At 61.4% G+C, this 20,107-nt stretch carries 22 protein-coding genes; 9 read left to right on the top strand and 13 right to left on the bottom strand.

Annotated elements, in window-relative coordinates; translation table 11 throughout:
• Nucleotides 1-101: 101 nt before the first annotated feature.
• The 4 genes from LIY45_RS23625 to LIY45_RS23610 form a co-directional block, all read right to left on the bottom strand.
• Nucleotides 102-503 carry a biopolymer transporter ExbD gene (locus LIY45_RS23625; protein WP_017478080.1) on the bottom strand — a complete coding sequence of 134 codons (402 nt, stop codon included), beginning with the start codon at nucleotides 501-503 and terminating at the stop codon, nucleotides 102-104.
• Nucleotide 504: 1 nt separating this feature from the next.
• Nucleotides 505-1,230 carry a MotA/TolQ/ExbB proton channel family protein gene (locus tag LIY45_RS23620; protein ID WP_226477786.1) on the bottom strand — a complete coding sequence of 242 codons (726 nt, stop codon included), beginning with the start codon at nucleotides 1,228-1,230 and terminating at the stop codon, nucleotides 505-507.
• A gap of 50 nt (nucleotides 1,231-1,280) precedes the next feature.
• A complete protein-coding gene (locus LIY45_RS23615) occupies nucleotides 1,281-2,084 on the bottom strand; it encodes an energy transducer TonB (RefSeq protein ID WP_017478079.1) in 804 nt (267 codons plus the stop codon).
• Between the two features lie 240 nt (nucleotides 2,085-2,324).
• A complete protein-coding gene (locus LIY45_RS23610) occupies nucleotides 2,325-3,176 on the bottom strand; it encodes a LysR family transcriptional regulator (RefSeq protein ID WP_226477784.1) in 852 nt (283 codons plus the stop codon).
• 106 nt (nucleotides 3,177-3,282) lie between these two features.
• Between LIY45_RS23610 and LIY45_RS23605 the strand changes: the two genes are divergently transcribed.
• The 7 genes from LIY45_RS23605 to LIY45_RS23575 all read left to right on the top strand — a co-directional run bounded on the left by LIY45_RS23605 (nucleotide 3,283) and on the right by LIY45_RS23575 (nucleotide 9,456).
• The gene (locus LIY45_RS23605) at nucleotides 3,283-3,744 is read left to right on the top strand and encodes a nucleoside deaminase (RefSeq protein ID WP_226477783.1); all 462 of its coding nucleotides are present in this window, start codon (nucleotides 3,283-3,285) and stop codon (nucleotides 3,742-3,744) included.
• On the top strand, nucleotides 3,731-4,930 hold the full coding sequence (locus LIY45_RS23600) for a CynX/NimT family MFS transporter (RefSeq protein WP_226477782.1): 1,200 nt from the start codon (nucleotides 3,731-3,733) through the stop codon (nucleotides 4,928-4,930). Before LIY45_RS23605 ends, LIY45_RS23600 begins: the two co-directional genes overlap by 14 nt.
• Before the next feature lie 74 nt (nucleotides 4,931-5,004).
• Nucleotides 5,005-5,937: a LysR family transcriptional regulator gene (locus LIY45_RS23595; RefSeq protein ID WP_017478075.1), complete on the top strand. Its 933-nt coding sequence runs from the start codon at nucleotides 5,005-5,007 to the stop codon at nucleotides 5,935-5,937.
• A 129-nt stretch (nucleotides 5,938-6,066) separates the two neighbouring features.
• Nucleotides 6,067-7,239 (top strand): L-dopachrome tautomerase-related protein, encoded by a 1,173-nt coding sequence (locus LIY45_RS23590; protein ID WP_275948717.1) that lies wholly within the window; start codon nucleotides 6,067-6,069, stop codon nucleotides 7,237-7,239.
• Nucleotides 7,240-7,251: 12 nt separating this feature from the next.
• Entirely contained in the window at nucleotides 7,252-8,133 is an 882-nt protein-coding gene (locus LIY45_RS23585; RefSeq protein ID WP_226477781.1) for a LysR family transcriptional regulator, read from the top strand.
• A 15-nt stretch (nucleotides 8,134-8,148) separates the two neighbouring features.
• Nucleotides 8,149-9,006 carry a glycine betaine ABC transporter substrate-binding protein gene (locus tag LIY45_RS23580; protein WP_226477780.1) on the top strand — a complete coding sequence of 286 codons (858 nt, stop codon included), beginning with the start codon at nucleotides 8,149-8,151 and terminating at the stop codon, nucleotides 9,004-9,006.
• Nucleotides 9,007-9,144: 138 nt separating this feature from the next.
• On the top strand, nucleotides 9,145-9,456 hold the full coding sequence (locus LIY45_RS23575; RefSeq protein ID WP_017478071.1) for an antibiotic biosynthesis monooxygenase family protein: 312 nt from the start codon (nucleotides 9,145-9,147) through the stop codon (nucleotides 9,454-9,456).
• A gap of 39 nt (nucleotides 9,457-9,495) precedes the next feature.
• On the opposite strand, the gene LIY45_RS23570 is transcribed toward LIY45_RS23575, so the two are convergent.
• Complete coding sequence (locus tag LIY45_RS23570) at nucleotides 9,496-10,575, bottom strand: fatty acid desaturase (RefSeq protein WP_226477779.1); 1,080 nt, start codon at nucleotides 10,573-10,575, stop codon at nucleotides 9,496-9,498.
• Nucleotides 10,576-10,676: 101 nt separating this feature from the next.
• Between LIY45_RS23570 and LIY45_RS23565 the strand changes: the two genes are divergently transcribed.
• Entirely contained in the window at nucleotides 10,677-11,681 is a 1,005-nt protein-coding gene (locus LIY45_RS23565; RefSeq protein WP_226477778.1) for an AraC family transcriptional regulator, read from the top strand.
• Nucleotides 11,682-11,828: 147 nt separating this feature from the next.
• Here the strand turns inward: LIY45_RS23565 and LIY45_RS23560 are convergent, their stop codons facing one another.
• Both LIY45_RS23560 and LIY45_RS23555 read right to left on the bottom strand, forming a co-directional pair.
• Nucleotides 11,829-12,194, bottom strand: coding sequence for a response regulator (locus tag LIY45_RS23560; RefSeq protein ID WP_003218132.1), 366 nt, complete (start codon nucleotides 12,192-12,194; stop codon nucleotides 11,829-11,831).
• 38 nt (nucleotides 12,195-12,232) lie between these two features.
• Nucleotides 12,233-12,919, bottom strand: a complete 687-nt coding sequence (locus LIY45_RS23555; RefSeq protein WP_226477777.1) for a Crp/Fnr family transcriptional regulator — start codon at nucleotides 12,917-12,919, stop codon at nucleotides 12,233-12,235.
• Nucleotides 12,920-13,002: 83 nt separating this feature from the next.
• Here LIY45_RS23555 and LIY45_RS23550 point away from each other — a divergent pair, with 83 nt between their 5' ends.
• Nucleotides 13,003-13,527: an Mpo1-like protein gene (locus LIY45_RS23550; protein ID WP_063033632.1), complete on the top strand. Its 525-nt coding sequence runs from the start codon at nucleotides 13,003-13,005 to the stop codon at nucleotides 13,525-13,527.
• A gap of 122 nt (nucleotides 13,528-13,649) precedes the next feature.
• Here LIY45_RS23550 and LIY45_RS23545 read toward each other — a convergent pair whose 3' ends face one another.
• The 6 genes from LIY45_RS23545 to dibA all read right to left on the bottom strand — a co-directional run bounded on the left by LIY45_RS23545 (nucleotide 13,650) and on the right by dibA (nucleotide 19,984).
• The gene (locus tag LIY45_RS23545) at nucleotides 13,650-14,630 is read right to left on the bottom strand and encodes a sulfate ABC transporter ATP-binding protein (protein ID WP_063033633.1); all 981 of its coding nucleotides are present in this window, start codon (nucleotides 14,628-14,630) and stop codon (nucleotides 13,650-13,652) included.
• A gap of 3 nt (nucleotides 14,631-14,633) precedes the next feature.
• Nucleotides 14,634-15,506 (bottom strand): sulfate ABC transporter permease subunit CysW, encoded by an 873-nt coding sequence (gene cysW / locus LIY45_RS23540; RefSeq protein ID WP_017478064.1) that lies wholly within the window; start codon nucleotides 15,504-15,506, stop codon nucleotides 14,634-14,636.
• A gap of 13 nt (nucleotides 15,507-15,519) precedes the next feature.
• Nucleotides 15,520-16,338: a sulfate ABC transporter permease subunit CysT gene (gene cysT, locus LIY45_RS23535; protein WP_003218141.1), complete on the bottom strand. Its 819-nt coding sequence runs from the start codon at nucleotides 16,336-16,338 to the stop codon at nucleotides 15,520-15,522.
• 163 nt (nucleotides 16,339-16,501) lie between these two features.
• Entirely contained in the window at nucleotides 16,502-17,512 is a 1,011-nt protein-coding gene (locus LIY45_RS23530; protein ID WP_003218143.1) for a sulfate ABC transporter substrate-binding protein, read from the bottom strand.
• 76 nt (nucleotides 17,513-17,588) lie between these two features.
• Nucleotides 17,589-17,771 carry a sulfur starvation response protein OscA gene (gene oscA, locus LIY45_RS23525; RefSeq protein WP_003170956.1) on the bottom strand — a complete coding sequence of 61 codons (183 nt, stop codon included), beginning with the start codon at nucleotides 17,769-17,771 and terminating at the stop codon, nucleotides 17,589-17,591.
• Nucleotides 17,772-18,073: 302 nt separating this feature from the next.
• On the bottom strand, nucleotides 18,074-19,984 hold the full coding sequence (dibA, locus tag LIY45_RS23520; RefSeq protein ID WP_226477776.1) for a phosphodiesterase DibA: 1,911 nt from the start codon (nucleotides 19,982-19,984) through the stop codon (nucleotides 18,074-18,076).
• Between the last annotated feature and the right edge of the window lie 123 nt (nucleotides 19,985-20,107).

Here is a 20,107-nt window from a genome sequence, read left to right as displayed (position 1 = left end):
TAAATAACGGATATGTACCCAGCCCCCCAAAACCACAGCCCAAAAAAAAGGCCGCACCCTGCCAAGGAAACGGCCAAAAAAAATTGTCGAGGCATTTGAAACTAACGTGCAGTAATCACCGACAGCTTGGTAATCCCCGCGCGCTCGATAGACGCCATGGCTCGCGCCACTTCGCCATAATTAACTCCATCGTCAGCCTGCAGTTGCACCCGCACCTCCGGGTCCTTGGCCTTGGCCGACTGCAGGTTGAATTCCAGCAAATCCGGCTGGATTTCATCCTTGTTGATAAACAGTTTGCCGGCCGCATCGATACTCACCACCAGCGGGTCTTTCTGCTCCACCGGCGCCACGGCCTCGGTCTTGGGCAGGTTGATCGGAATCGCGTTGGTCAACAGCGGCGCCGTGACGATAAACACCACCAGCAGCACCAACATCACATCCACCAGCGGCGTGACGTTGATCTCGCTCAGCACCTCATCACTGTCTTGCGTGGAGAAGGCCATCTCAGGACGCCTCCTTCACTTTTTGCGCGCCGCCCTGGGCACTGGCCTTGCTCAGCGTCGGATGCAGCAGCACGCGGAACGAGTTCTTCTGCGCCAGGCTGTAGAAGTCATGGGCGAAGTCATCCAGGTCAGCAGCCGTGAGTTTCAGGCGACGCAGGAAGTAGTTGTAAACCAGCACCGCCGGCACCGCGACGGCAATACCCACACCCGTGGCGACCAACGCGGCACCAATCGGCCCGGCCACGGTTTCGAGGCTGGCGGAACCGGCGGCGCTGATGCCTTTCAAGGCTTCCATGATCCCCCAAACGGTACCGAACAGACCGATAAACGGCGACGTACTGCCGATACTCGCGACCACCGCCAGACCCGTTTCCAGGGAGCGACGCTCACGCACGATTTGCTGGCGCAGTGCACGTTCGAGGCGGTCCTGATGGTTGATCGCCTGGCTCAGGTCAGCCGCGTGTGGCGCCTCACCCACCTGGATCGCGGCGTAACCGGCCTGGGCCACACGAGCGGCCGCGCCGGGTTTGGTTTCGGCCAGTTCAGCGGCCGAGTCCAGACTGGATGCCGCCCAGAACTGTTTGTGGAACTTGCGATCCTGCGACTTGAGGCGGCCGAACTGGACGCCCTTGAGCAGGGCCAGGCCCCAGGTGGCGACCGAAAAGACCACCAGCAGCCAGATCACCGCGCTTTCGATGGATTCAGTTGGAGATGCTAATGCCATGATGTTTTCCCTCTGTGCAGGTCGCGATGTGTCCGACACACCGCATCCAATAATTAATGAATCTTGAAATCGATCGGTACGCTGACCCAGCCGTCCTGGGCCACATCGCCCTGCTTGGCCGGTACAAAACTCCAGCGCTTCACGGCAGCCAGTGCGGCTTCGTCGAGTTGCTGACGACCACTGCTTTTCTGAATCTGGATCTCACCCGGCTTGCCAGTGGCCAACACATGCACCCGCAACAACACCGTGCCTTCCCAACCCCGGCGCTGGGCCAGTGACGGGTATTCGGGCGCCGGGTTCTTCAGGTACGCGGCGTTGGCCGAGGCCGGGGTTACCGGCGCTGGCGCAGGCGGTGCAGGTGCGGGAGCCGGTGGCGCAGGTACAGGCGGCGCGGGCGGCTGCTCGGCGACCGGTTTCGGTGCGGGCTTGGGCACGGGTTTCGGTACCGGCTTGGGTTTCGGAATCTTTTTCGGCGCCGGCTTGGCGGCCAATTCATCAACCACCGGCGGTGGCGGCTCGACAACCGGCGGCGGTGGCGGCACGGGCGGTGGCGGCTCCACAACCGGCGGCGCCGGCTGGGAAAATTCGATCGTCATTGGCGGAATTTCCGGCGGCACAATCGGCAGCACCGGGGTTGGCTTCTGGCTGACCCAATAGATCACCGCACCATGCAAGGCCAACGCGAGAATCCCCAACAGGATCGCTTCACGCCGACTCAACACACCCTTGGGGGTTTTCTGCGTACGCAACTGCCCCAACGGCGCGCGGTGCGGCCGGCCAAGGTCGACCAACTCACCACCCGGTGCGTGGCGCCACTGCGCCTCTTGTGCACTGGCGGCGGTCTGGACATTGCCCATTGATTAACTCCCCTGCGGTCTTAAGCAAAAAAACCGACGGGCCTGCCTTGGCGGCCGTCGAGGGCTGAATCATCGGGGCCAGACGCTTATCTCTTAAAGTAATCTTTAAAGTTATAGATAGATCCAAATTGAATAACCGAAACATCCGGATACGTCGAGGCCACGGCCTGCGCGGCTTGGCGTCGAGGGGGAAAATTTCAATGCTTTTGAGGCATACAAAATATTCACTGAAGGCATGGCTCAGCGCGGATTACTGGCACACAAATCCAGCAATTGACGCAGCAACGCCTGCCCGGCCGCACCCAGGCCGTTGCGGCCATACAGCGCCAACCGCACGCCCTGCACCGCGGGCAAGCCGCTGTCCGCGTCCAACACCACATGCCCGGGCTGCACGACCCGCACCGGCAGCAAGCTGATTCCCAGCCCCGCCGCCACCGCCGAACACACGCTGGCCAGGCTCGCGCTGGAGTAGCCGATGCGCCAGCGCCAGCCACCCACCTCCAGGTGATGCAGCATTTCATTGCGATACAGGCCACCGGCGGGAAATGCCACCAGCGGCAGCGGATCACGCCCCAGGGAGGGCGCACTGCGGCTGTCGACCCAACACAACGGCTCCGGCCAGGACGCCAGGCAGTCATCGCTGTCGCCCATTTGCTTGACCAGCAGCACGTCGAATTCACCGCCGCGATAATCCCGCAACAACTCCGGCCCCAAGCCGCTGGTGACCTCCAGCCGCACCCGTGGATAAGCCTGCACAAACGCCGACAGCAAGGGCATCAAGCGCTCAGCCGCAAAGTCCTCGGGCACCGCCAGGCGCAACACGCCATCGCTCTGCTGGTTGATCAGCACATCGGCCGCCTCTTCGTGCAGCGCCAGGATGCGCCGCGCATAAGCCAACAAGCGTTCGCCCTCCACCGTGGCCACCACGCGACGCTGATCACGGTCGAGCACCTGGCTGCCGAGTGCGTCTTCCAGGCGGCGGATCTGTTGGCTGACCGTGGACTGGGTCAAATGCAGGCGCTCGGCCGCACGGGTGAAATTGCCGCAATCGACAACGGCGACAAAGCTGCGCAACAACACGGGATCGAACATGGACCTCACCATTCCATTTGCCACTGATTGGCATGGTTATATTTAATTTCAGAATACCCCTGCGGCTGCCCATACTTCACGCCTCATTGCGCACGAGGGGATTTGCATGACGGACGATCAACGGCATCTGCATCACGCGGTGCAACTGGCCCGGGCCAACGTCGCTGCCGGTGGCCGCCCGTTTGCTGCCGTCCTGGTGCGCGACGGCGAGGTGCTGGTGGAAGCGGTCAACGAAATCCACTTGAGCCAGGACCCCACCGCCCACGCCGAAATGCTCGCCATCCGCGCCGCCAGCCAACAGCTCGGCCCGCGCCTGGAAGGCTGCGTGATCTACGCCAGCGGCCAGCCCTGCCCAATGTGCCTGAGTGCGATGTACCTGTGCGGCGTGTCCCGTGTGGTATTCGCCGCCAGCAACGAAGTGGCGGCACCATTTGGCCTGTCGACGGCAGCGATCTACCAGCAAATGGCGTTGCCTTTGGCGAAGCAAAAATTGCCCGTGCAGCACCTGCCACAAGCGGCGATGCAAGCCCTTTACGGTGAATGGCAGGCCCTGCATGACGCTGAATAATTCGTTCGCCGGCAAACTCGCCGGCTGGGGTTTGCTGGTGGTGCTGGGCCTGAACCTGCGGCCCATCCTCAGCTCCATCAGCCCATTGCTGGGGGAAATCCGCCTGGCCACCGGCCTGAGCTTCCAGAGCAGCGCCCTGCTCACCAGCCTGCCGGTGATCTGCATGGGCCTGGTGGCGTTGGTGGGTGTGCGCCTGGAGGCGAAGCTGGGGGAGCGTCGCGGGATCGCCCTGGGCTTGATGATGATTCTGCTGGCGTGCCTCGCGCGCTGGCTGTTTGGTCAGGCGCCGGCGCTGCTGGCGACCGCATTGTTCGGCGGCGCTGGCGTGGCGCTGATCCAGGCGCTGGTGCCGGCGATGATCAAGCGCCAGTTCCATCAGCGCGTGCCGTTGGCGATGGGGGTTTACTCGGCGTCGCTGATGGGCGGCGGTGGCTTGGCGGCGCTGCTCAGCCCGTTGGTGGCGGGGCATTTCCAGCACTGGCAGGCGGGGCTCGGGATCTGGCTGCTGCCGGCCTTGGGCGCACTGTTGTTGTGGGCCTGGCTGCCATTGGGTGCGGCGAAAAACCCACGGGTGACGGCGCCGTTCCAGGGCCTGCGCAACCGTCGGGCGTGGTTGCTGGCGCTGTATTTCGGCCTGGTGAATTGCGGCTACATGAGCATGGTCGCGTGGTTGCCGGCCTACTATCAGCAGTTGGGTTGGGACGTGTTGCCCAGTGGTTCGCTGCTGGCGTTCATGACGATCTTCCAGGTGATCGCCGCGCTGTTGATGCCCGCGCTGGCGCAACGTGGCACTGATCGTCGACCGTTGTTGAGCATCAGCCTGCTGGCCCAGACCGTGGGCTATATCGGCCTGCTGGCAGCGCCGCTGGAATTCCCACACCTGTGGGTGGCGCTGATCGGCTTCGGCCTGGGAGCATGTTTTGCCCTGAGCCTGCTGCTGACCCTGGATCACCGCCGCGACCCTCGGGAAGCCGGCCAGTTGGCGGCGTTCGTCCAGGGCGTGGGCTTTTTGATCAACGCCATCTCGCCGTGGCTGACCGGCTGGCTGCGGGAATTGACTGGCAGTTTCGTCAGCGCCTGGATGGTGTTGACGCTGACGGTGGTGGCGATGCTGATCGTGACCCGCGTGTTCAGCCCGGCCACCTACCGCACAGGCTCTATGAATATGCAATTTGAGTCTAAATAAAACAATAAAGCTTCTTTGGTGGAATAAGTGGGGCGATTAGAATCGCGGTTTCCTTCAGGACGCCGGAAAACTCCATGGACCTTCGCCAACTGCGCTACTTCATTGCTCTGAACGAGTACCGCAGTTTTGTGCGCGCCGCCGACGCCATGGGCATCACCCAGCCGGCGTTCAGCCGCAGCATCCAAAGCCTGGAACAGGAGTTTGGCTGTGTGCTGGTGGACCGCGCCCACAAAGACCTGCGCCCCACCCCCGAGGGCCAGATGGTGTTGCAACATGCCTTGTCGCTGGTTCAGGGGGCCGCGCGGCTGACCCACGAAGTCACCCGCATGACCAAGCTCGACGCCGGCGAATTGCGCTTTGGCTGCGATGCCGTGGCGGCGGTGAGCCTCGTGCCTGGGGCGATCGCACGGTTTGTCGGCGCTCATCCACGAGTGCGCAGCGGTTTGCATGTGGATAACTGGGAAAAACTCGGGCGCAGTCTGAGTCGCGAAGAGATCGAGTTCTTCATCGCCGATGTGCGCCACTTCGAGGCCGATCCAAACTTCCAGACCCAGGCCCTGACACCCCGGCGCAATGTATTTTTCTGCCGCGCCGGGCACCCGTTACTGGCCAAGGACAGCCTCTCCACCAACGACTTGTTTGACTACCCGCTGGCCACACCGCTGATCGCTCCCGGGGTACGCAAGCTACTGGCCAACCTCAGCGGGCGTGTCGACTTTTCTCCCGCTATCGAGCTGGAGCAGTTTGCGGCGCTGGCGGCCATCGTGCACCAATCCAATGCGATTGGCCTGGGTGCCGAGGATGCGTTTGCCGAAGACTTTGCCCGTGGTGCACTGACGGTGCTGCACTGGCGTAACGTGCCTCACAGCCTCGACAGTTTGAACAACCGTTGCGGGATCATCAGCCGTACCGGGTTTCGCTTGTCGCCGGCGGCGAAGGCGATGATCGAAACCCTGATCACCGTGGATACCCCCTCTGCTGAAGCACGCTTGCTCGCCCGCAACTAAAAAACCAGGCTTGCGCGCGGCAGCCCATTCTCTTGATTTCAATGAAACTGTTATCGGCAATCAGCGGGTTTTTTCGCCTGCCGGTAACCGACACCATTGGCTCCAGAACAGAAAACCTGGAGCCCTGCCATGTACTTGAAATACCCAATCAGTTGGACTGCCCTTGCCTTGGCAGCGGCCCTCACCGGCACCGCCGCGCAGGCTTCCATGCCATCGAACCTGCCCGCCGATCAGAGCGTTGGCGCCGTCGAGCAGGTGCACGCGTTTCACGATGCCATGCCCACCGGCGTGAGCGTTACCGAGACCGGACGCATCTTTGTCAACTTTCCTCGCTGGGGCGACGAGGTGCCGTTTACCGTCGCAGAACTGCGCGATGGCAAAGTCGTACCCTACCCTGACCAGGCGATCAATCAGGCCAACCCCAAAGACCCGGCCAAAGGATTTATCAGCGTACAAAGCGTGGTGGCCGACGGGCGCGGACACCTCTGGATACTGGACACCGCAGCCCCTGGCTTCTCATCTCCACAGCCGGGAGGCGCCAAGCTCGTCGCGGTTGACCTCGCCACCAACAAGGTGGTCAAGACCCTCGTATTCCCGAAAAACGTCATGCTGCCCGGCACCTACGTCAACGACATGCGCTTTGATTTTCGCGTGGGTGACCAAGGCGTGATCTATATCACCGACTCTTCACTTACCGGCCCGGGCGCGATCATCGTCATGGACATCGCCACTGGCACAGCCATACGCCGACTCAGTGGTGCACCCTCGACCTCGGTCGACCCGAACTTCGTACCCACGGTGGAAGGCCAGGCCCTGAAAGTACGGGATGCAAAAGGCGGCACGCAGCCTTTTGCCGTGGCTTCGGATGGCATCGCCCTGTCGGCTGATGGGCAAACCCTGTATTTCTGCCCGCTGTCGAGCCGGCACCTGTACTCCATCCCCACGGCACTGCTGCGGGACGAGACAGTCAGCGAAGCACGGCTCGAAATGGCGGTCAAAGACCTCGGGGAAAAAGGCGCCTCGGACGGGCTTGAAGCCGACGCGTCGGGGGCCGTGTATGCCGGCGACTACGAAAACAACAGCGTGCGCAAACGGCTGGCGAACGGGCAATGGCAGACCATCGTCCATGATCCGCGTGTGCTATGGCCCGACACCCTGTCAATCGGTCCTGATGGCTACCTGTACTTCATCGCCAATCAGCTGCACCGCCAAAGCATCTTTCACGCCGGCAAAGACTTGCGCCAGAAACCCTACAGCCTGTTGCGCGTGAAGATCGATGCCGCACCGGCGCCCACACACTAGCGGCGCCGAAGCATGAATATTGAAGCGTTGAACCTTTTCATGCGATCAACGGAGCTGGGCAATATCACCGCAGCCGGCAGGGAGTTGGGACTCGCGCCCTCGGTGGCCAGCCACAAACTGGCGAAGCTTGAAGAATACCTGGGCATGCGCCTGCTGCATCGCACCACCCGCCAGGTCAGCCTGACCGAAGACGGTGCGCTGTTTCTGCCCCATGCAATCCGGGTGCTGGCAGCCGTGGACGAGGCCTATTGGGTCGCGGTGAAAGGCAAGGACGTGGCCAAGCGAGTGTTAAGAGTATCCGCCCCCGGGTCCTTCGCGCGGATGTGCCTGATGCCGGCGATTACCCGGTTCTTGCACGCCAACCCGAAGCTGAAGATCGACTTGATACTGTCCGATCAAATGCAGGACCTGACCGAGATCGGGATTGATGTGGCAATCCGCATCGCCGCCCTGAAGGACTCGTCCCTGGTGGCGCGCAAGCTCGGCTGCGACCGGCGCATCCTGTGTGCGGCACCCGCCTACCTCCAGGCGCATGGCGAGCCGACGTCACCTGTGGAGCTGGCCGATCATTCCTGCATCCTGCTGGGCGACGAGGACCATTGGCGTTTCGTAGGTGCCCCGTCACACGAAGTCACAGCAATCAGTGGTTCGCTCAGAGTCAACTGCGGCGAAAGCGCACGGCTTGCCGCAGAGGGTGGGCTCGGCATCGTCTCTGTTTCACAGTGGAACGTCAGGCCCTCACTGGAAAGCGGCGCATTGGTGGAAATCATGCCGTCCTGTGCCCTGGAGCAAACCCGGGATATCTGGGCGATCTACCCCAGCGCGCGGTTGATCTCATCCAAGGCTCGGGCTTTCGTCGAGTTCATGATCGCCGAGTTCCAGGGCGATTTTTAGCATAGGGAAAAAATCATGACGGTGACTTATCAAGCTGCAGGCAAAACAAATCTCGCGAGCGGCCCACGGGTCGTTCGACTAGGGGTCACAGACTTGTCTTTCCATCGGGTTACCGCTGCGGTGGTCGTGCTGGTGTTGCAACGCATGGGCCTGACCGTTGAGCGCCACTATGCCTTGCACGAGGAAAACTTCGAGCAGTTGCGCAAAGGCTCGGTCGACATGCTGGTCTCCGCCTGGATTCCGTTCAGCCACGGGCTGTACAAGCAAGCGGTGGAGGCAGTGACGCCCACTCGCGAGCTGGGCCTGCACTATCAGCCTTATGCCTTGTGGGGAGTGCCGGACTACGTCGGCAAGCATGAGGTGGAGTCCATAGAGGACCTGCTCAAGCCCGACGTCCGGGCCCGGATGAACCCGCTGATCCAGGGGATCGGCCCGGGTGCGGGCATTACCCGCTTCTCGCTGAAAATCATGGACGAATACGGGTTGAACAACGCCGGATATCAGTTCCGCACGGGCAGCCAGGACGAGTGCATTAAGGCGTTCGAGACGCTGTATCAGCAGCGGCGCTGGGGCATCGTGCCGCTGTGGCACCCTCAGTTCCTGCACCACCGTTATCGAATTCGCGACCTGAAAGACCCCAAGGGATTACTCGGCAGTGTTGATAGAGCGGTGCTGCTGGCCCGCGAGGATCGCTTGGTATTGTTCACGGCTGCCGAGATCCAGGTGCTGGACAATATTCGCCTCTCCAACGTCATCGTTGCCGAACTCGATGATGCCCTCAACCGGGGCGGGCAATCCGCAGATGACGCCGCGAGCGATTGGCTGGCCAGGCATCCCGACACCTTGCGCGCCTGGCTTGCCCCCCTGGCCTGACCGGGCAAAGACAGCCGTTCGATTCCGAGGCCTTTTACGAATTCTGAATTCGCGGCGGGCTGGCTACAAGGGGCTGCTCACTGAGGCTAGTTTGGCGATGCAGATGTTCTGCAATCTCCCCAAACCGAGGATTTCAACATGCTCTACCTGGTTTTCAGCGGCACCATCAAAGACGGCAAACAGGCCGAGTTCTATCGTGATGTAGCGGCCGTTTCACAGAAACTCACCCATCAGCACGACAAGGCCGTGGTCTATCAATGGCATAAGGATGAAGAGAACCCCAACCGGTTCTTTCTCAACGAACAGTGGGAAAGCGTCGCGGACCTGCACGCGCATTTCGAAACGCTCTACAAAGCCTTCGGCCCGGCGAAACCCACCGAACGCCTGCCGGCGAAAATCCTCGCGTACCTGGATGAAGCACAGGTGAACTTCTACCAGGCCATTCAGTAAACCGCACCCGGTCACCCCAAGGGTGACCGGGACGCTTGCTCAGCTCACTGTCGTTTCCACCGGGTTGAGTTCGCTCAGCCGTCCCTCTTGGCGCGCAAACCGGTTCGCCCGCGCAAACGTGCCAAAATCATTGAAGCGCACGCCCATCTCAGCCATCACCTTGTGCGCCGTTTTCACCGTCATCTGGCGGATGTAGAACGGCTCCTTGACCACGAAGTGATGAATCCCGTGGGTGCTGCCGAAGTTGAAGCAGAACGCCTGCAACGGCCACAGCCACCACGGGTTGAGCACCTGGGTTTGCTGGATCACATTGCCCGGCTCGATGTCACCGTAGTAGTGCATGTTGGAACTGACAAAGTGCAGGCAGAAGGTGCGCAGCACGTTGGGGCCGATGATCACCACGGCGGCGATGTCGATGACGTGCATCACCGCCAACGTGTTGGCCGACCAGTCGATTGGCGCGCCCAACAGGCTGGCGATGCCATTGGCGGCATGAAAGCCCAGGAACACATACCACGCGCCCCAATGCAGCAGCGCCAGCGGTGCGTAGACCAGCGCCGTGCGCTTGAGAATGCCCAGCTTGTGCTTCCAGGTCGGTGCCCGCAGCACCCGGATCAGCGCCGACATGATGTTGTCGCCGACCATCAGCAAGCGTGCGAAGCCCCACGGCTCACCGTTGGTGATTGCACGCTCTTCGATATCGGTTTCGCTGCCGGACACCTTGTGGTGATTCAGGTGGATATGGCGCCGCACCCATGGGTTGATGGTACTGGGACGCGCCAGCCACACCAGGCCCATCATCAGGTTGTGGGGCAGGCGCTGCTTGCGAAAGTACATGCTGTGGATCAGGTCGTGTTCCAGCTCGTGGGTCAGTGACGCCAGGAACGCGTTGAGCAGCAGGCACACCCACCACGCCATGTGCCCGGTGATATACAGCTCCGCCGAACCCAGCATGCCCACCAGGGCAAAGGCCAGGATGCCCGCGCCCAACGCGTCCTGATGCAGCAGCCAGGGGTGGCGCTGACGCAATAACTGCCCCTCGGCCAGCACCACTTCACGAATATGCGCTGAACGCTGGTGTGCGTTCATCTGCCGGGGGCTTGCAGAAGTACCGTCCATGCTTCCATCCTCTGTCTTATCGATGCGTACATCCTGCCCTATGCGATCGGGCGGGACGCTAGCCCCACACGCCAACCTGTTGACCGCAAGCGCCAATCAACATGACCGAACCGACCTCCCTCGCCAGCTGGACCCGCGCCCTGCGCAAGCAGCTCGACGCCCTGGGCCTCGACAGCGCCGCGCTGTGCGCCCAGGCCGGGCTCGACCCGCAGCAGATGGACGACCCCAACGCGCGCTACCCGTTGTCGGCCACCACGCGCCTGTGGGATCTGGCGGTGCAGGCCAGTGGCGACCCGGCGATTGGCTTGCGGGTGTCGCGGTTTGTCAGCCCCACCACCTTTCATGCGCTGGGTTACGCGCTGGTGGCCAGCGGCAGCCTGCGGGAAGTGTTCGAGCGGATCGTGCGCTATCACCAGGTGGTCAGCGACGCCCTGAGCCTGGAGCTTAGCCGGGAGGGCGAACGTTACTGTTTTCGCCTGCAACAGCCTGCCGGCACACCCGCACCGGCGTTTGAGGCAATTGATGCGTTTGCCGCGATTTACGTGCGCACTTGCCGCAATCGACTGGGGCGCGAATATGCGCCGCTGGCGGTGTACCTGCGGCGGCCCGAGCCGGCCGACCCCAAGCCGTGGCACACGGTGTTTCGCGCGCCAGTGTTTTTCTCCGCCGAGGAAGACCGTCTGGAATTCGCCGCCCAGGACTTTGACAGTCACCTGGACGATGCCAACCCGGAGTTGGCCGAACACAATGAAACCGTGCTCAAGCGCACCTTGGCGCAACTGCGGCCGCTGACCTGGGAGCGCAAGGTGCGTTCGGCCATCGAAGCGCAGTTACCCGACGGTGAGCCGAGCGCCGAGCGGATCGCCCAGGCATTGCATTTGAGTTTGCGCAGCTTGCAGCGGCACCTGGCGGACGAAGGCTGCCGGTTTGATGCGCTGCTGAATGAGTGCAGGGAGAATCTCGCGCTCCTGCATTTGCGGGATCCCGAGTGTTCGCTGGCGGAAATCAGTCATTTGTTGGGGTTTGCCGATACCAGCAGCTTTAACCGGGCGTTCAAGCGCTGGACGGGGATGACGCCGGGGCAGTTTCGGGATGGGTTGAGGTAGTTGGTATTGCGGTGGCGGTGAGGGCCTCATCGCGGGCAAGCCCGGCTCCCACAGTTGACCGAGTTGTCTTGGGCAACTGTGATCAAATGTGGGAGCCGGGCTTGCCCGCGATAGCGATGGCACAGGCACTACAAGCCCCAGAATCAGTCAGCGCCCCCGATCCCGCCGCAACACCTTCTTCACCCGCGCCACCAAGGCCCGGGCCTCAAACGGCTTGAGCAAATAGTCGTCCTCATGCAATTCCAACCCACGCAGCCGATCTTCAATCCCGTCAGGCGTGGTCAAAAACAACATCGGCGTCTCACCCTTCAACCGAATCGCCTGCTGCAGCTTCCAGGCATTCAGCCCCGGCAGCATCACATCCAGGATCACCAGGTCGTATTCGGTGCTTTCCACAAAGCGCAGGGCCGCCATGCCATTGGCCGCCACCTCCACCGTGTAACTGGCCTCTTCAAGACTGCGGCCCATCGCCTCGGCCGCTTCTGACTCGTGTTCCACCAACAGGACGCGCATAACACACCTCGACTAATCGTGAACGCAGGCTACCACCCTCAGGCGTGCGCCGCCTCGCGCAAACGCTGCGGGTCGAGGATTTCGATCTCGCCATAGCCCAGGCGCACGATGCCCTGGCCTTGCAGCTCCTTGAGCAACGCGTTGGTGGTCTGGCGCGACAGGCTCAACATCGCGGCCAGGTCTTCCTGGGGCAGTTGCAGTACGTGTCGGGCCCGCTCGATGTCGCCGTAGCCCTCGGCGATCATCAACAAGCGGTGCGCCACGCGCACCGACGCCGGCATCAGGCTCAATTGCTCGATATTGATAAAGGTCAGGCGCAGCTTCTGGCTCATCAACAGAGCCATGTCGCGCCAGTAACGCGGCGTCTGTTCAAGGATGTGCAGCAACGCCGGCTGCGGTACCTGCAACAACGTACAAGGCCCGGCGGCGCAGGCGTCATGGGTGCGGGGCAACCCGTCGAACAGGGAGATCTCGCCGAACCAGTACGGCAATTCCGCCAGGCTCAACACGGCTTCCTTGCCCTGCTCGTTCACCGCGCTGATGCGCAGGGAGCCTTCCAGCACCGCGTACAACCCACACGGCGGATCGCCGCGCTTGAACAGGTACTGCCCCGCCGTCAGCTGCCGCAACCGGGCGCTGGCCAGCAAGCTATTCTGTAAGTCAGCAGGCAGATGGCTGTACCAGTGACCGGTGGCCAACCGTGGGTGCCATTTCTCTACATCCATGCGAACTCCGAAGATTGTCGGCCAGTTGACAGTGTGTCGCGGGCCTACAGGGCATGATCAAACATCCTACAGGAGGAACAACAATGAAAAGCCTCGTCGACCATCTCAGTCAATACGCCGCCTACCACCGCGACCCGCGCAATATCGCCAGCCACTTTATCGGCATCCCGCTGATTGTGGTGGCGGTGGCCGTGCTGCTGTCACGCCCGGAATGGACGGTGGCGGGTCTCTGGCTGTCGCCTGCGGTGCTGCTGGCGCTGTTCTCGGCGTGGTTCTATTTGCGCCTGGAGCTGGCACTCGGTGTGCTGATGACGGTGCTGATGGGCCTGTCGGTGTGGGCCGGGCATGTGCTGGCGGCGCAAAGCACGCTGGTGTGGCTGAGCAGCGGCATCGGCATGTTCGTGGTGGGCTGGGTGATCCAGTTTGTGGGGCATTACTACGAGGGGCGCAAGCCGGCGTTTGTCGATGACGTGTCCGGGTTGATCGTGGGGCCGTTGTTTGTGGTGGCGGAGCTGGCGTTTCTGGTGGGGCTGCGGCATGACCTGAAGCGGCAGATTGAAGAGCGCTCGGGGCCCGTGGCCGTGCGGCACAAGAACGCCACGGCCTGACAAGCAACACAAGCTAAATGTGGGAGCTGGCTTGCCTGCGATGCTGGCACCTCGGTGTCTCAGGCATACCGAGGTGATGCTATCGCAGGCAAGCCAGCTCCCACAGGGGTTTTGCAGTGCTCTTAAGCTTTTTGCCAGACCTTGGGCTTGAAGAACAACGTCTCGCCCCGCGCCAGGCCGGTCAGGCTGTCGTGGTCTTTCACCACTTCTGCCTCGATCAACTCGCTCTGGCCTTCGACCTTCAGGGTCACCCGGGTGGTCGCGCCAAGCGGGCGAATATCACGCACTTCAGCCGCGTGGTGGTCCTCCAGCTCATGGCGCGACAGCGACACTTCATGCGGGCGGAACAGCACGTGCTTGTCTTCACCCAAGTGCAGGCGGTTCGAATCCCCAAGGAAGTGATAAACAAAATCGCTGGCCGGGTTTTCGTAGACTTCGCCCGGTGAACCAATCTGCTCGATCACGCCCTTGTTCATCACCACGATGCGGTCCGCCACTTCCATGGCTTCTTCCTGGTCGTGGGTCACGAACACCGAGGTCAGGTTGATGTCTTCGTGCAGGCGCGCCAGCCAGCGGCGCAGTTCTTTACGAACCTTGGCATCCAGGGCGCCGAACGGTTCATCCAGCAGCAGCACTTTAGGCTCTACCGCCAGGGCGCGGGCCAAGGCGATACGCTGGCGCTGGCCGCCGGACAGTTGCTCCGGGTAGCGATCCGACAGCCAATCGAGCTGCACCATGTTCAGCAACTCGTGGACTTTTACCGCGATCTGGCTTTCGGTCGGGCGCTGGTTTTTCGGTTTCATCCGCAGGCCGAACGCGACGTTGTCGAACACGGTCATGTGGCGGAACAGCGCGTAGTGCTGGAACACAAAGCCGACGTTGCGATCACGCACGTCGTGGCCGGAGACGTCTTCACCGTGGAACACGATGCTGCCGGCATCCGGGGTTTCGAGGCCGGCGATGATCCGCAGCAAGGTGGTCTTGCCGCAGCCGGACGGGCCCAGCAACGCCACCAGCTCGCCACTCTGGATGTCCAGGTTGATGCTGTTCAGGGCCTTGAAGGCGTTGAAATTCTTGCTGACATTACGGACTTCGATCGACATGACTTATTCCTCAGCCGCACCGGCGCGCAGGCGGTTAATACGGTTCTCGCTCCACTGCTTGAGCAGCAGGATGAAGAGCGCCAGGATCAGCAACAGGCTCGCGACGGCAAACGCGGCGACGTGGTTGTATTCGTTGTAGAGGATCTCGACGTGCAGCGGCAAGGTGTTGGTTACGCCGCGAATGTGGCCGGACACCACCGACACCGCACCGAACTCACCCATGGCCCGCGCGGTACACAGCACCACGCCGTAGATCAGGCCCCACTTGATGTTCGGCACAGTGACATGCCAGAACATCTGCCAGCCGTTGGCGCCCAGCAGGCGCGCGGCCTCTTCTTCCTGGGTACCTTGTTCCTGCATCAGCGGGATCAGCTCACGGGCCACGAACGGCACGGTGACGAAGATCGTCGCCAGCACGATGCCCGGCAAGGCGAACACGATCTGGATGTCATGGTCCTGCAGCCACGGGCCAAAGAAGCCCTGGGCGCCGAACATCAACACGTAGACCAGGCCGGCGATCACCGGCGAGACCGAGAACGGCAGGTCGATCAGGGTTACCAGGATACTTTTGCCACGGAACGAGTACTTGCTCACGCACCAGGCGGCGCTGACGCCAAACACCACGTTGAGCGGTACCGAGATCACCACGGCGATCACCGTGAGTTTCAGCGCCGACAGCGCGTCCGGCTCAAGGATCGCGGTGAAGAACGCCCCCAGGCCATTCTTCAGGCCCTGGGATACCACGATAAACAGCGGTAGCAGCAAGAACAGGAAGAACACCAGCCAGCCAAGGCTGATCAGGATGCGCCGGGACACCGCACTGCCACGACGGGCAGCGTTGGCCGAGGACGCGGCGGAAATAGACGATTGGGACATGTTCCGCGCCTCCTTATGGGTGTTCGATGCGCCGCTGCAGCAAGTTGATCAGCAGCAACAGGACAAAGGAAACCACCAGCATCAGCACACCGATGGACGTGGCGCCGTGGTAGTCGTATTGGTCGAGCTTGACCATGATCAGCAACGGCAGGATCTCGGTTTTCATCGGCATGTTGCCGGCGATGAAGATCACCGAACCGTATTCACCGACACCTCGTGCAAACGCCAAGGCAAAGCCGGTCAACCAGGCCGGCAGCAGCGCCGGCACCAGAATGTAGCGGAACACTTGCAAGGGCTTGGCGCCAAGGCAGGCGGCCGCCTCTTCGATTTCCCGGGGGATATCGGCCAACACCGGCTGCACGGTACGCACCACGAAGGGCAGCGTGACAAAGGTCAGCGCGAGGGTGATGCCCAAGGGGGTGTAGGCGATCTTGAAGCCCAGGTCGGCAGCGAACTGGCCTACCAGGCCGGTGGGCGTGTACAGCGCGGTAAGCGCAATACCGGCGACGGCGGTGGGCAGGGCGAACGGCAGGTCGATCATCGCATCGATGATCTTGCGCCCGGGGAAGGTATAGCGCACCAGGACCCAGGCCAGCAGGGTACCGATCACGCCGTTGATGATCGCGGCATACAACGCAGTGCCGAAGCTCAGTTTCAACGCCGCCAGCACACGGGGTGCGGAGATGATGTTCCAGAACTGATCCCAAGTGAGTTGAGCGGCGTGTACAAACATCGCCGCCAGGGGGATGAGTACGATCAGGCTGAGGTACACCACGGTGTAGCCCAGCGTCAGCCCGAAGCCGGGTATGACGGGGGAGATACGACGCGACATAAGAGTCCTTGGTTAGCGGGTAGATACCACTGTAGGAGCGAGCTTCTGTGGGAGCTGGCTTGCCTGCGATGCCGGCACCTCGGTGTATCAGTTACACCAAGGTGATGCTATCGCGGGCAAGCCCGGCTCCCACAGAACGCTGGCTCCTACAGTTTGATTTTGCTTACTGCGCCGAGTAGATCTGGTCGAACACGCCACCGTCATTGAAGAATTTCGGTTGGGCAGTTTTCCAGCCGCCGAAGTCTTTGTCGATAGTCACCAGGTCCAGTTTCGGGAACTGCTGGGCGTATTTGGCGGCGACTTTCTCATCGCGTGGGCGGTAGAAGTTCTTCGCCGCAATCTCCTGGCCAGCCGGGCTGTACAGGTGCTTGAGGTACTCGGTGGCGATCTCGGTGTTGCCCTTTTTCTCGGCGTTTTTGTCGACCACGGCCACAGGCGGCTCGGCGAGGATCGACAGCGAAGGTACAACGATGTCGAACTTGTCGGCGCCGCCGTCTTCTTTCAGGGCCAGGAAGGCTTCGTTTTCCCAGGCCAGCAACACGTCACCCTGACCGTTGTTGACGAAGGTGATGGTCGAACCGCGGGCGCCGGTGTCGAGGATCGGCACGTGCTTGAACAGCTCTTTCACGTATTCCTGGGCCTTGGCTTCGCTGCCACCGGCTTTCAGGCCGTAGGCCCAGGCGGCGAGGAAGTTCCAGCGGGCGCCGCCGGAAGTTTTCGGGTTCGGGGTGATCACGGACACGTCTTTCTTGATCAGGTCGCCCCAATCCTTGATGCCTTTAGGGTTGCCCTTGCGCACCAGGAACACGATGGTCGAGGTGTACGGAGTACTGGCGTCCGGCAGGCGGGTTTGCCAGTTTTCCGGCAGGGTCTTGCCCAGTTTTGCGATTTCGTCGATGTCGCCGGCCAGGGCCAGGGTCACGACGTCGGCACGCAGGCCATCGATCACCGCACGGCCTTGCTTGCCCGAACCACCGTGGGACTGCTGGATCTTGACGTTGTCGCCCGGGTGCGACTGCTTCCAGAAGCTGGTGAATTCAGCGTTGTAGTCCTGGTAAAGCTCGCGGGTCGGGTCGTAAGACACGTTAAGCAGTTCGTAATCCTTGGCAACAGCGGAACCGGCAAACACGGCACTGGCCAGTGCTGCCAGGGCATAACGGCGAATCGACGACATAGAAGGCTCCTGAAATTCTGGGGTGTTGGCTTTTTTCTTATAGTTGCGGGTCTTGCAATCGAATCGCCGATCTTGCTCAGCTCGGTTTGTTGCCCGGGTTCTGCAAACGGAATTTCTCTTTGCGTTCGATCTGTACTACCTGGGCGTTGTGCACAGTGATTTCCACCGCACCAAACCGCAGATCGCGCAGGGCGCTCTGGATCTCGCGCAAAATAGCTGCTTCGTCCTGGCCGTCAACGCTACGTAGAGATGCGCTCATGGTCGTGCTCCTGAAATGAGAAGTGCCTCGCAGTGGCGGCACTGCTTGCGGCGTGAGGGCGATAGTAGATAAGCGCGGATATTCTTAAAAATACTATTTAAGAATGTTTATATAACCAGAAAGAATTTTCTGGCGGGACGTGGGGTTGCAGCGGTTTTCAGGATGAAAATACTCATGCATCTCTTCACAAAACCCTGTGGGAGCCGGGCTTGCCCGCGATGGCGGTGTATCAGTCAACAGGGATGTCGCCTGTAATGGCCTCATCGCGGGCAAGCCCAGCTCCCACATTGACCGCGTTGTGTCTAACGAATCGCAGGCGCCTTAGCCCAATCCAGCTCACTGGCCGGCATCGGCCGACCAAACCAGTACCCTTGGCCCAGGTCGCACTGTTGGTTCAACAGAAACCGCGCCTGATCCACCTGCTCGATGCCCTCGGCATGCACCTGCATGCCCATGCTCTGCGCCAATGCGATGACCACCCGCACAATCGCCGCATCGTCCTCATCCCACGGCAACCCGGCGACAAAGCCCTGATCGATCTTGAGCTTCTGCACCGGCAAGCGCTTGAGCCGCAGCAGCGATGAATAACCGGTGCCAAAGTCGTCAATCGCCAGGCGCAAGCCCAACTCCCGCAGGCGGTGCATCTGCTCAAGGGCGACTTCCGGGTCTTCCATGACCGCGCTTTCGGTCACTTCCAGCTCCAGAAATGCCGGATCCAACCCGGTGTCGTGCAATACCTTGGCCACTTGGTCATACAGCTCGCGCCGGGCAAACAGGCGACTGGACACATTCACCGCGAGAAACGTGAGCGGCGCACCGTCGGCCAGCCACTGGCACATCTGGCGGCAGGCCTGGTCCATGACCCAGGCATCGATATCGGCAATCAGCCCGGTACGTTCGGCAATCGGGATGAAATCTCCCGGCGGCACCAGCCCGCGCTCCGGGTGCTGCCAGCGCACCAGGGCTTCGACGCCGATCAGGCGGCTGTTCTGCAGTTCGTGCACCGGCTGGTAATAGACCCGCAGTTCTTGCTGCTCCAGGGCGCGGCGCAGTTCGCCGGCCATTTCCACCCGGTGCTGGGCGTGGGCCGTGAGTTCTTCGGTGTACAAGGCGTAGCCTTCGCGACCAGCGCTTTTGGCCTTGAACAACGCGGAGTCGGCGTTGCGCAGCAGTTGCTCGGCGCTCAGTGCATCGCTGGGGAACAGGCTGATGCCGATGCTGGCGCTGATAAACAGTTGATGACCGTCAAAGATGAACGGCTCTTTCATCGCGTCGAGAATACGTTGTGCCAACGCAGCAGCCTGGACCAGCTGTGGACAACTTTCCGCCAACACCGCGAATTCGTCGCCGCCCAATCGTGCCAGGGTCACGCCGGAGCCAAACAGGCCTTGCAGGCGCTCGCCGACCGTCTTGAGCAACTGGTCGCCGACGTTATGGCCGAGGCTGTCGTTGATGATCTTGAAGTGGTCGAGGTCCAGCAGCAGCAAGGCGCAGCCACGTTTATGGGCCTGCGCCGACGCCAGGGCCTGTTCGGCGCGGTCGGTGAACAGCAGGCGGTTGGGCAGGTCGGTCAGCGGGTCGTGGTGGGCCAGGTGCGCCAACTCGTGCTCGGAATGCTTGATGGCGCTGATGTCGGAGAACACCGCGACGTAGTGGCTGATCTGGCCCTGATCATCGCGGATCACCCGGATGGTCTGCCACTGGGGGTAGATTTCGCCGCTTTTTCGGCGGTTCCAGATTTCGCCGCTCCACTCACCGTCGCGCTCCAGGGTCTGGAACATGGCCTGGTAGAAACTGGCCGAGTGACGTCCGGACTTGAACAGGCTCGGCCGGTGGCCCAATACGTCTTCGCACTGGTAGCCGGTGATTTCGATAAAGGCCCGGTTTACGTGAACAATCAGCCCTTGGGCGTCAGTGACCAGCACACCTTCACGGGTGCAATCGAATACGGCAGCGGCCTGGCGCAGGCGCTCACGGTTTTCCCGCAGTGGCTGCTGGATCAGGTTCGCTCGGGCAAAACGGGCGCAAAGCAGGTAGATCACCAGGGCAGTGAGGCTGACCCACACGTAACCGCGCATCTGAAGCCAGCGGCCCAGTTCCACGGGTTCATCGATAAAGTTGATCAGTACCTGATGGCTGAGCTGAATCCACACAATCGAAACCAGCAGGTACACCAGCCCTGCACGCAGGGCACCTCGGTATGAAAACAGCATATGTTTAGTAATCCTTACTAAAAACCAGATTCGCCCTACAAAGGTTGCGGATTATAGAATAAGAAACATCCAGTCACTCCTATCTGAAAGGGCGGCTGGTTTTATCTGTAGGCTTAGTGATAA

Source organism: Pseudomonas sp. MWU16-30323, assembly GCF_020515595.1.
In the GTDB taxonomy this organism is placed as follows: Bacteria; Pseudomonadota; Gammaproteobacteria; order Pseudomonadales; family Pseudomonadaceae; genus Aquipseudomonas; species Aquipseudomonas yamanorum.
Note: the sequence above shows the minus strand (reverse complement) of the source record. Positions and strands in the feature narration are given on the sequence as shown.